General features: G+C 47.7%; 8 protein-coding genes. 5 read left to right on the forward strand and 3 right to left on the reverse strand.

Annotation, left to right across the window (positions count from 1 at the left end; translation table 11 throughout):
- Positions 1-4: 4 nt before the first annotated feature.
- Together EPO18_RS19150 and EPO18_RS19155 are read right to left on the reverse strand one after the other, a co-directional pair.
- The gene (locus EPO18_RS19150) at positions 5-1,441 is read right to left on the reverse strand and encodes an efflux RND transporter periplasmic adaptor subunit (protein WP_292436226.1); all 1,437 of its coding nucleotides are present in this window, start codon (positions 1,439-1,441) and stop codon (positions 5-7) included.
- Positions 1,434-2,765 (reverse strand): TolC family protein, encoded by a 1,332-nt coding sequence (locus EPO18_RS19155; RefSeq protein ID WP_292436228.1) that lies wholly within the window; start codon positions 2,763-2,765, stop codon positions 1,434-1,436. Before EPO18_RS19155 ends, EPO18_RS19150 begins: the two co-directional genes overlap by 8 nt.
- 830 nt (positions 2,766-3,595) lie before the next feature.
- On the opposite strand from EPO18_RS19155, the gene EPO18_RS19160 reads away from it, so the two are divergent.
- From EPO18_RS19160 to EPO18_RS19170, 3 genes are all read left to right on the forward strand, one after another.
- The gene (locus EPO18_RS19160) at positions 3,596-4,225 is read left to right on the forward strand and encodes a DUF47 domain-containing protein (RefSeq protein WP_292436229.1); all 630 of its coding nucleotides are present in this window, start codon (positions 3,596-3,598) and stop codon (positions 4,223-4,225) included.
- Positions 4,226-4,235: 10 nt separating this feature from the next.
- On the forward strand, positions 4,236-5,348 hold the full coding sequence (locus EPO18_RS19165) for an inorganic phosphate transporter (protein ID WP_292436232.1): 1,113 nt from the start codon (positions 4,236-4,238) through the stop codon (positions 5,346-5,348).
- Positions 5,349-5,747: 399 nt separating this feature from the next.
- Positions 5,748-5,993 (forward strand): hypothetical protein, encoded by a 246-nt coding sequence (locus tag EPO18_RS19170; RefSeq protein ID WP_292436234.1) that lies wholly within the window; start codon positions 5,748-5,750, stop codon positions 5,991-5,993.
- Positions 5,994-6,373: 380 nt separating this feature from the next.
- On the opposite strand, the gene EPO18_RS19175 is transcribed toward EPO18_RS19170, so the two are convergent.
- Positions 6,374-6,769, reverse strand: coding sequence for a hypothetical protein (locus tag EPO18_RS19175; RefSeq protein ID WP_292436236.1), 396 nt, complete (start codon positions 6,767-6,769; stop codon positions 6,374-6,376).
- Between the two features lie 317 nt (positions 6,770-7,086).
- On the opposite strand from EPO18_RS19175, the gene mfd reads away from it, so the two are divergent.
- Both mfd and EPO18_RS19185 read left to right on the forward strand, forming a co-directional pair.
- The gene (gene mfd / locus EPO18_RS19180) at positions 7,087-10,548 is read left to right on the forward strand and encodes a transcription-repair coupling factor (protein ID WP_292436238.1); all 3,462 of its coding nucleotides are present in this window, start codon (positions 7,087-7,089) and stop codon (positions 10,546-10,548) included.
- Positions 10,545-11,093, forward strand: coding sequence for a CsiV family protein (locus EPO18_RS19185; RefSeq protein WP_292436240.1), 549 nt, complete (start codon positions 10,545-10,547; stop codon positions 11,091-11,093). Before mfd ends, EPO18_RS19185 begins: the two co-directional genes overlap by 4 nt.
- The last annotated feature ends 406 nt before the right edge of the window (positions 11,094-11,499 follow it).

Raw genomic sequence — 11,499 nt, forward strand, 5'->3', positions numbered from 1 at the left:
TAATTTAGTCATGTCGATGCGCTCCTTGTTCCATGATTAACCGGTTCGGCTCCGGCTGCTGCGGCGTGGAAGGCTCCATCATTTTTGCGGTGGCTTCGCGCAATTTCGATTCGGAATCGATTAAAAATTGAGCGGAAGTCACGACTTCTTCGCCTTCTTTCAGTCCGTCAAGCACTGCAATCTGGTTATTCGACGATAAGCCTGTGGTAATTTGACGAGGTTCGAATTTACCGGGGCCGCGTACGACAAAAACCTGGTTTTTCGCACCGGAACGAATAACTGCCTCGGATGGAATTACTATCGCATCGGCTTGTTTGCCCGCATAAATGGTCACGTCGGCGAACAGTTCGGGCTTTAGCAACAATTCGGCATTATCGAAAACCAGCCGCACTTTGATGGTTCGGGTTTTCGCTTCGGCATAAGGATAAATAAAAGCCAAATGCCCATGGAAAACACGTCCCGGAACGCCGGCCAATTGCATTTCAACCGGGTCGCCTACTTTTACCCAAGGCAGTTCGTATTCATAAATATCGGCATACACCCAGACTTTGGATAAGTCGGCAATCATATAAAGTTCGGTTTCGGGCGTCACATATTGCCCTTCGCGAGCGCCGATCTGCATGACAGTGCCATTCGTCGGCGAATGAATATGCAGACCTTTCTTGAGGCTATCAATGTTACTCAAATCATGTAGCTGATGCTCGGGCACATCCAGCAAATGCAAACGCTCGCGGGAGCTTTTAACCAATTCTTCAGCGCTGCGGCGTATATCTTCAATAGGGCTGTTTTGCAATGTCTTTAGACCCTCTAACGCCAGTAGATATTCCTTCAAGCTGGCAACGTGATGAGGAGAATAAATGCTCAGTAAATCTTCATCTTTCTTGACCCGTTGACCGGTTTTATTGACACGCAGTGTTTCAATCCAGCCTTCGGTTTTGGGATGCAAACGTACGATACGTTCTTCATCATAAGCCACACGCCCGACGGCTTGCACGATATGGGAAAGTATGCTCTTTTTTGCGGTAGCGGTGCGCACCCCCATATTTTGCACGGTAACGGCATCGATTTTAACGCTCCCTTGCGATTCATCGGCTCGCGCATTATCCTTTTTATAAACCGGCAGATAGTCCATGCCCATTGCATCTTTAGCCGGTATAGGCGAGGTGATTTCGGGATTCATCGGATGACGGTAAAACAGGATTTCGTCTTGTTGAGCACCATCATCTTCTGCAAACACGGGTACATAATCCATGCCCATAGAATCTTTTGCAGGAACAGGCGACGTGACGGATGGATTCATCGGGCTACGGTAAAACAACGGTTTTTTAGTATCGGCGCTTTGAATCGCCAGTTCGTGTTTGCGCTCTTGCGCCAGCCAATATCCGCCAGCCAAGCCTACAGCCAGCATCAAAGCGGCGGTTAGTACGGCTTGCTTATTCATAAATATTTTCCTCGCCTACAGCGGCGCTTAATTGCGCCAGTGCTTGCTGGGCTTCTGTAAAAGCTTTCCAGTATTGGGTTTCGTATTCGAACAAATTGACCTGGCTCCGCACCAGGTTAAGGAAATCGACCTTGTTGACTTGGTAACCGGACAGCATCGAGGCAACGGTCTGCCGCGCCTGCGGAATGATACCGGTATCGAACAACACAAACTGCTGTTTGGCGCGCTGATAGTCGCTGTGATTTTGCGAGATTTGCGAGCGGACTTTGTTCCATTGATCCTGCAGGGCATAGCGTTCCTGCATCAGTTCGCTGGTGCGCTGATCGACAGCTTTGGCCTGTTTGCTATTTGCGAAAATCGGCACGTTCATGCTCATGCCCAAACTCAGTAAATCCGAGCGCCTGCTGCCGTCCGGCATGTTGTCTCGGGCGCCATAAGCCGCTTCGACATTAAAATCGGGCAGAATGTCTTTTTTGGCCAATTCCAGCTTTGCTTGGGCTGCGTTAATCCCTTGGCGTTCACTTTCCAGCATCGGCCTTGAGCTTGCGACTTGTTGGTAAAGCCGGTCTTCCAGCCTGATTTCAGGCAGTCGGATTGCCACTGTTGCCGGTAGCTGCATCGGGCTGTTGGCAGGTTGATCGAGCAGCGCATTCAGTCTTGCAACTGTGCTGCGCCGCATCCCGGTAAGGCTTATTTTTTGGTCCAGTAACTTGGAGAGTTCAAGCTGGGCCAGCAAAACATCCTGCTGCAAGCCTTCGCCGACTTCATATTTGGTTCTGGCAATTTCCACGAACTGTTGCAACAAATTGTGGTTGTTATCCAAAATTTCCAGGGTTCGATCCAGATAAAAAATCTGCCACCAGAGAGTTTTAACATCGCTCAGCAAGCTTAGGCGTAATTCATCGGCATTCAGCGTTGCCGCCTGTGCTTCATAACTTGCCGCCTGTTCACGTAGCGCGAGCTTCCCGGGGAAAGGAATGGCTTGAGATATGCCGAAACCCAGTTGCGTCATGTCTTCCGACCGAGTACTAAAACTATCAACCGGAAGGCTCATTGCATTAAAGCTGATTTGCGGATCGGGCAGGCTGCCTTCTTGCGATGGAATAGCGGCCATGGCTTTGGCTCGTGCCTGCATTTGCGCCAGATTGGGATTGTCTTGAATGACTTTTTGGGTTGCCGCTTCAAGCGTTAATGGCGTTTGCTCGGCAGCGGAGGCAAGGTTGCTTACGAGCAATAGCGCTGCCAAGCATGCGACTGCACTGATGCAAGAGGCGCTTGGGGAGTAAAACCGCGTATGTATCGGTAATTCGAAACAAGATGACATGATTGTCCTCGTAAGTGGGTTATAGCATAGACAAACAATGCAGGCTCGGACAGGTAAAGTGCGGGGCTGAGTAAATGTTGCCGTATTGATTTATCAGGTTTTGTATCTTTTTAGGTTGAACAAGACCGACTTGAAAGACTTAGAGGATAACGATGGGGGGCTTTATGTCCGGGGAAAACAAGAATGAAACAGATGCGGATATTTCCGAAGACCCGTAGCGGTCTGCGCTATGGACAGGAGGGAGCCCAAAAGACGATGTGATTCCGCAATCGACGCAAACATGAAAGCTGCAACTTGCAGGATGAGACTTATCAGGTTGACAGTGATCGGAATGATCTGAAGCTGAAATGCCCGCATCATTTGCAACGGCAATTTGCGAGACAGGCGACAGTTGACTCGCCTTGTCGGAATAATGACTGAACGCCGCCCCAACAGGCATTATAGCCATGATGAGTATTAAGGTTATGGTCAGTCGTTGACTTGTCATTCTGCTGAATTTTAATCCTGCATGATTGTGGACAGAGCTTTATAAACATCGATCTGAAAACAATACTACCCATTTCTACAAAAAAATACCATCTTCATATCAAACAACAAATTCTTTCCGATCCCCAAATTATGCTAATTTTTTCGAATGTTGAATGAACGGTTTCATACTGAAAAAGCCAGTCGTTCTTTCTCTTAAGTCTGAATTTGGATAGGTTTTTTTGTAATAAGAATTGCTGCCGACTCAGAACTTTTGATATTTAAGAGGGGGTGTTATGCGATAATTAACAAATAAAAGAATAAAAGCCTTATGGCGAATAAATAAGGAAACAAAAGGAAACAATATGTTCTCATTACAAACTATCTTCGGCAAAGGCGATAAATTTTATGGCTTGCTTGAAGCCAGTGCCGAGTCCGCGCGTTCGTCGGCTAAGGCGTTAATCGAGCTTCTAAGTACACCGGCGACGCAACAATCATTGGAAAAGTTTAAACAGGCGCGTCGCCGGGAAAAAGATTTATTCGCGCAAATCAGCGAGGAACTAGTCAATACTTTTGTTACCGTGCTCGATCGTGAAGATATTGAAGCCCTTAACAACGCCCTTTATAAAATCCCTAAAGTCGTGGAAAAGTTTGCGGAGCGGTATACGCTAGCCATGGGCCGTATTGATGATGTGGATTTCATTAGCCGTGCTGCGATGCTGGAACAAGCCAGCAAAGTTGTGGAACAAATGGTCGGACTATTACGTAAAGGGATGGATCTGGACGAGGTCAAAAAATTAAACGATCAGTTGCAAACCATTGAAGCCGAAGCCGATCGTCAAATACTTGAATTATACCGAGATGCCTATGCCAATGAAACCGATCCGATCCGTTACTTAATAAAAATGGATTTGTTTGAAATCCTCGAAAAAGCGATTGACCGCTGCCGCGATGCCGGTAATGTCATCTACCACATCGTCTTAAAAAATTCATAAAAGGGTTGTCATGCTGACTTTGCTCTTGCTTGTCATTCTGGTAGCGCTGGTATTCGAGTTCATTAACGGGTTTCATGACACCGCGAATTCTATTGCCACGGTTGTTGCTACAAAAGTTTTAACGCCAACGCAAGCGGTAATACTTGCCGCAGCCACCAATTTAGTCGGTGCGTTAACCGGTACCGCAGTGGCCAAAACCATTTCGTCGGGGTTAGTGGATACCGGTATGGTGAATATCACTTCCGAAGTTTTGATTTGTGCGCTGACTGGCGCGATTATCTGGAATCTTATTACCTGGGCATTGGGGCTACCGTCATCTTCCAGTCACGCTTTGATCGGCGGCTTATGCGGCGCAGCGCTGGCAGCCGGAAACAATAATCCCGATGTGTTGATATGGTCAAAAACTGCGGTCGTCTGGACAGAAAATAAAGGCTTGCTTTGGAAAGTCGTGATTCCGATGATCAGTTCGCCGGTGGCCGGTTTCACCTTAGGCATCATTATCATGGGTAGCTTGATGGCTATCATTAGCGGGATGAATTCCGCAGGTGGCGTCATGGCGCGAATGGCGCGCCCAAAATGGGTGAATGCCGTGTTCGGGAAAGCTCAGCTTTTGTCGGCCGGTTATATGGGATTTGCTCATGGCAGCAACGATGCGCAAAAAACCATGGGTATCATCGCTTTAGCCATTTTTACCGCTAACAGCGCCGGTACGCTCGATCAGTTGCCGTTCTGGGCTGAATTCTTACGGCCGGACGGAGGAGAAAAAGACATCGACACTTGGATCATCTTCACTTGCGCTTTGATCATGGCGCTCGGCACTGCGATAGGCGGGTGGCGTATTATCAAAACGCTCGGTCACAAAATGGTAAAGTTGCACCCGATTAACGGTTTCGCAGCGGAAACCAGCTCAGCGACAATTTTGTTGACCGCCGCTCATTTCGGTATGCCGGTTTCTACAACGCATAGCATTTCAACAGCAATTATGGGCGTGGGTTTTGCTAAGAATCCTCACGCGCTTAAACTTTCCGTCATCGAACGAATTGTTTGGGCATGGATCTTGACGATTCCAGCGGCTGCGGGAGTATCCTGGAGTATGGTTAGTTTGTTGTTTCTGTTGCATTAGAGCGAAGGTTAGAGTCCCTGATAAAGTGCGATCATCTGACTTTTTTCAAGTATCTTAAGTTATAAGCAGATTTTTAGGGAAGCGCTGAATAAATTGATTCCATTCATGGTTCGACAAGGCTCTCCTGAGTACAGTCGAAGGACTCACCACGAACGGAATCAACAACTTGCCGTTCGTCCTAAGTCTGTCGAAGGATTTAATTAGCGCTTCCTTAGAAGCATTACTCAGAAAAGCAAAAGTCTGCTCTTTTAGTTAGCAGAGCCAGTGATCAGCATCATCGTTAGTCGTTTCTTTTGTAACAATAAGCCTTAAACCTAAAAATTTAGCCGGATTTGATATTTTCGAGTAAGGGAGACCGATCGGTCTCCCTTACAATAGTCACACTATGGGCAAATAACATTGACCGGCAATATCATGGTTTGGGGAGAGGAAGGCATCGCGATAGGCACCGGCGGCGGTCAGGGCATTGGAGTCAGCCACGCTATTGATCGATCTTATCGATTTTCCGGTTATGCCGATGCGATGTTTTGGGTTAGCCGTGCAAGTTTTGGTTACAGCAAAGAAAGATTATTTGGCGTCAACCTGTTTGCCATCTTCGATCATCCGGTTTCCTCGCTCAACTTTGGCTTTGCCTTGCTCAACTAGTAGTGAGCCTTGTTCCCATTCTGTATTGCCTTCTTTAATCAGTCTATTTCCTCGATCAATCATCTGGTTGCCTAGTGTTGGAGTGCTTGAGCATCCTGCCAGTAAGGCAATGATTGTCGGTATCAGTATGATGTTAAGTTTTTTCATGGTTTTTTTGCTTATATCGATTGAAGTATTATTGTACAAGGCGGTAAGGTGCAAGTTGCAGCATGGGGAAGGCGGCACAGTATAATCCCTGCGGCGAATTTTGCGTCCCTACTTGCATTGCCGTCCATGGCTTGATTCCGGCGCAAATCTGTTTGGAACGGATTTGCATTAACCCGAAGGACGTCAGGCAGGATTGCCTGACGTGAATCATTCCGGGATGACGAGTGCGTGGATTATTTAATTTTAACCAGTTCTTTGTCGCCGCTGGAAAAGTGGCATTGTTTTGCGGTAAAGGTGTCGCAATCTTTCGATTCCTCAATCTTCGCGCCGTTCGGGCTGAGCTTTATTTTCAGTTCGCAAAAGCTGGCTTCGCTTTCAGAATGTTTTTTCATGGCCAGCTCGTTTTCGCCAGTGCTTTTAGCTTTACCGGAAATCGTTTCGGAACAGTGAGCTTTGTCGGCGGCAGACTCAAAGTCTACATCGGCGGTGATAGTGTAATCGTCGTCGATTATTTTGCTGACTTTTAGGTGACGAACATAGTCGCCTTCGCGCAATACATAATGATCGGTAGCGGCGCTTACGTTGCCGGAAATTAGCATCGTAATAGTCAGAAACAAACTTTTTTTCATGATGTTACCTCTTGTTTGATTAAAATTTGATCAACACGGAAGCAGCCGATGGTTTGTTGCTGTTCATGTCGTCTTCGGATGTACTTGGCACAACTCAGATTATTGTACCCGATTGCAAGCCGTTACTAAAAGGCGAGACAATGAATTACATGCATACAATCAATGCCGGTATCTTGTTTATAGCTCGTACATCAGTCTATTTATGCGGCTATAATATTGAAATTATTCCAGTCTGTATAAGCCGGCTGTGATTTGTGGCGCGACGCGCCTTAACTGCATTTTCCACATGATATTTGGAAACGAAATATAAGATTTTAATGGCTAACAATTTAATTTTCTCACCGCAAATTCCGCAAAAAAAAGATCAAACGCTCATCTGGACGGGGTTGACCGGCTGCGGTGATTCTTTGGCGTTGGCTTCGGCTATTAAAAATGAAGATCGGCTGTTTGTTATTGTCACACCTGATAATCAGACTGCGTTGCGGCTTGAGCATGAATTATCTTTCTTTTTGCAGGGCGAACATTCTATTTTGCATTTTCCCGATTGGGAAACCTTGCCTTACGATGTGTTTTCGCCGCTGCCGGAAATTATCTCGGAACGGCTGAAAACGCTGGCCCTGCTGCCGCAAGTAAAACGCGGTGCGCTGGTGGTTTCGGTGACGACGCTGATGCACCGATTAGCGCCCAGAGAACATGTTTTAGCCAACAGTTTTGCGGTTAAAGTTGGTGATGATTTTAATCTGGAGCTTAATCGTCTTAAGTTGGAAAGCGTTGGCTATCATTGCGTCTCGCAGGTCTACCAACACGGTGAGTTTGCGGTCAGGGGCTCGATAGTCGATTTGTTCCCGATGGGCAGCAAAGAGCCGTATCGCATCGAGTTGTTTGATGAAGACGTTGAATCTATCCGTACTTTCGATCCTGAAACGCAACGTTCATTGGAAAAGATCGACCGGATTCAGTTGTTTCCAGCGCGTGAGTTTCCGTTTACCGATGAGGCTATCAAGCATTTTCGTCAGGCTTTTAGGGATGCTTTCCCGGAAAGTTCGCCCAAGAATCATTTTTATACGGATGTCAGTAAAGGCATCACCCCCGGCGGTATTGAATATTATCTACCGTTGTTTGTAGATCAAATGGCGTCATTGTTCGATTACCTGCCGAAATCGGCGGTTTTGGTGACGTCGGATACATTCGATGCAACTTCACGCGCTTTTTATGCCGAAGCCGAGGACAGGTTTCAGCAAAGAAAATACGATGTAGACAGGCCTTTATTAAAACCGGATCTGTTGTTTTTACCCACCGATGAGCTGTCGCAAAGGATCGGGGCATTTGCCCGGATTATCCTTGATGGCATCGTTGCCGATGCCGATAGCATAGTTTTCAACTGCCAGTCGTTGCCTAATCTGACCATTGATGCAAAATTGGAGCAACCTGCCCAGGCATTGCAGCAGTTTGTAAGCGGTTTTACCGGCAAGATTTTGTTTGTCGCAGAATCGGCGGGGCGCAGGGAAGCCTTAATGGAGAAATTAAGGCAGTTCAAAATCAATGTGAAGCAGGTTGAAAGTTGGGACAAGTTTCTCCAGTCCGAACTGTTGCCGTGTCTTCTGGTTGCACCGATGGATCATGGTCTGTGGCTAACAAATCCGGCTATCGCGATCATCACCGAAAGCCTGCTGTCCGGCGAAAAAGTACAGCAACGGCGCAGGCGGCGTAAGTCCGGGGCGCATGAGCTCGAAAACATCGTCAATAACCTCAATGAGCTGACCATCGGTTCACCGGTCGTGCATCAAGAGCATGGCGTGGGCCGCTATCTAGGTTTGCAGACTTTGGAGATTGGCGGAATTGCGTCGGAATTTTTGACGTTGGAATATGCCAATAACGACAAGCTTTATGTGCCGGTTTCAGCCTTGCACGTGATTGGTCGCTACACCGGCATGAGCCCGGAAAATGCGCCTTTGCATAAGCTGGGCGGCGATCAGTGGAGTAAAGCCAAGCAAAAAGCCATTAAGCGTATCCGCGATGTCGCCGCGGAGTTGCTGGAAATTCATGCCAAAAGAGCAATTAAGCAAGGCCATGCTTTCGCGGTTGAAAATGTCGAATATGCGGCTTTTGCCGATGCGTTCCCGTTTGAAGAAACGCCGGATCAACAGACCGCCATCGAAGCGATATTGGACGACATGGCCAGTCCGCATCCTATGGATCGGGTGATCTGCGGCGATGTCGGTTTCGGTAAAACCGAGGTGTCGATGCGGGCAGCGTTTATTGCGGTGCAAAACGGCAAGCAGGTGGCGATATTGGTGCCGACCACGTTGTTGGCCCAGCAGCATTACCAAAATTTTCGCGACCGCTTTGCCGATTGGCCGGTGCGTGTCGAGGTGCTGTCACGCTTTGTCAGCCTCAAACAGCAAAAAGAGATTACCGATGACCTGGAGCAAGGCAAGGTCGATATTGTGATCGGTACGCATAAGTTGCTTTCGAAAGAGATCAAATATAAAGCGCTGGGACTAGTAGTGATTGACGAAGAGCATCGTTTCGGCGTCACGCAAAAAGAGCATTTCAAAAAGCTGCGCAACGAACTGGATATGCTGACCCTGACCGCCACGCCTATTCCGCGCACCTTGAATATGGCAATGTCGGGCTTGAGAGATATTTCCATTATCGCCAGTCCGCCGCCAAACCGCCATGCGATCAAAACCTTTATCAGCGAATGGATAGATGCCCAGGTCAGGGAAGCGTGTTTACGTGAAATCAAGCGCGGCGGTCAGGTGTTCTTTTTGCATAACGACGTTAAATCGATGGAGAAAATGGCCAGGGAACTGGAAGCGCTGGTACCGGAAGCAAGGATCGAAATTGCGCACGGACAAATGCCGGAGCGTGAGCTGGAGCGCATCATGCTGGATTTTTATCATCAGCGCTTTAACCTGTTGTTATGTTCTACGATTATTGAAAGCGGTATCGATATACCCAGCGCCAATACCATTATCATCAATCGCGCCGATAAATTGGGATTGGCGCAGTTGCATCAGTTGCGCGGCCGGGTGGGGCGGTCGCATCACCGGGCTTATGCTTATTTTGTTGTGCCCCCGAAAACTTTACTCAGCAAAGACGCTGTTAAACGGCTGGAAGCGGTCGAGGCATCGGGCGACTTAGGCGCCGGCTTTATGTTGTCGTCGCATGACATGGAGATTCGCGGCGCGGGCGAATTGCTCGGCGATGATCAAAGCGGCCAGATTCAGGAAATCGGCTTTACTTTATATACCGAGTTGCTGGAGCGCGCCGTCAACGCCTTGAAATCCGGCAAACAGCCTGAACTCGATACGCCGATGGACCGGGGGCCGGAAGTTGATCTGCAAACCTCTGCGTTGATTCCGGAAGATTATCTGCCGGATATTCATGGCCGATTGGTGTTATATAAACGCATCTCCAATACCGAAACCAAGGAAGATTTACGCGAACTACAGGTGGAAATGATCGACCGTTTCGGTTTATTTCCTGAGCCGGTAAAAACATTATTTTGTGTGACTGAATTAAAACAGCAGGCTGAAAAACTTGGCGTCAAAAAAATAGAAGCCAATGCAGGCGGCGGACGCATTATTTTTTCAGCAACGCCGAATATTAATACCGATCAGTTAATCTCCCTGATACAGACTCAGGCGCAGGTTTATAAGTTCGATGGTGCGGATAAATTAAGGTTTATAAAACCGTTTGAAACGACCGAGCAGAAACTTGAGTTTATAACCGAGTTGCTGGATAAGTTAACCATAAAAGCGGCGGTTAAATGATGATTAAAATAATGGTTTACGCCCTGACGGCTATGCTGGGGCTCTTTAGCAGCATTGCTCTAGCTGAGGGCGACGCATATCAAATAGAAGTAATCATTTTTATGCAAGCGATGCCCAGCACTGAGGTGTTTGATCAAACCACGAGCCAAATAACTTGGCCTTCCGATTTGACTGAGCTATCAGCTTATAAAAAACCGGAAAATACAACACTGGATGACAGTTACGCGGCGTTGTCGAGAGACTCTACTTATCAACCTATTTCGCATATTGCTTGGGTTCAGCCGGCAGGAGAGTCAGGGTTAGGCGCACCAGTCCATCTACAAAGCATTAAAAGCGGGTTAAATGGCTATATTCAAATACAGCGTGTTCAAGGTTTGCAAATGACGGTTGATTTGGAACTTAGCTCTAATTCGGGCAATAACTCCGGTGAATCGATAATTTACCGATTAAATGAAAAACGCCCTATAAAACTGAATGAGGTCTATTATCTGGATCACCCAAAGTTTGGGGTTGTCTTAAAAGTAACCGGTTTACCGCCTTTATAAAGAAACAAATTAACCGCCGACGTTTTTGTCCAAAGTTGGTGTGAAAAGTTACACTGATGTTACGCACGGATGGTTTTTGTCCCGTATGCCGCGTCGAGCACCGGAGCTTTCGGCGGGAATAAGCCCGTAGGGGCGCTGCATGGATGCAGCGCGTTGCCAGAGGGCCACGGTCTGGCAACCCCCGTCGAAAACGAGGAGCGCAGGACAAATCGGCAGGATAGCCGATTTGCATGCATCGCACCCGAAGGGCGAGGCACAAGGATGTGCCGAGTGATTCAAGCGGCAACCGGGTCGCCTTTTCTTTGGTTACTTTCTTTTCGACTGCACGGATGCAGGAGGTAGAGCAATGCATGGAGCAATTGCCGAGAGCAACGCAGGAGCAGTTGCCGAGGCGACGCAAAAGAAA

Source organism: Methylobacter sp., from assembly GCF_004322395.1.
In the GTDB taxonomy this organism is placed as follows: domain Bacteria; phylum Pseudomonadota; class Gammaproteobacteria; order Methylococcales; family Methylomonadaceae; genus Methylobacter_A.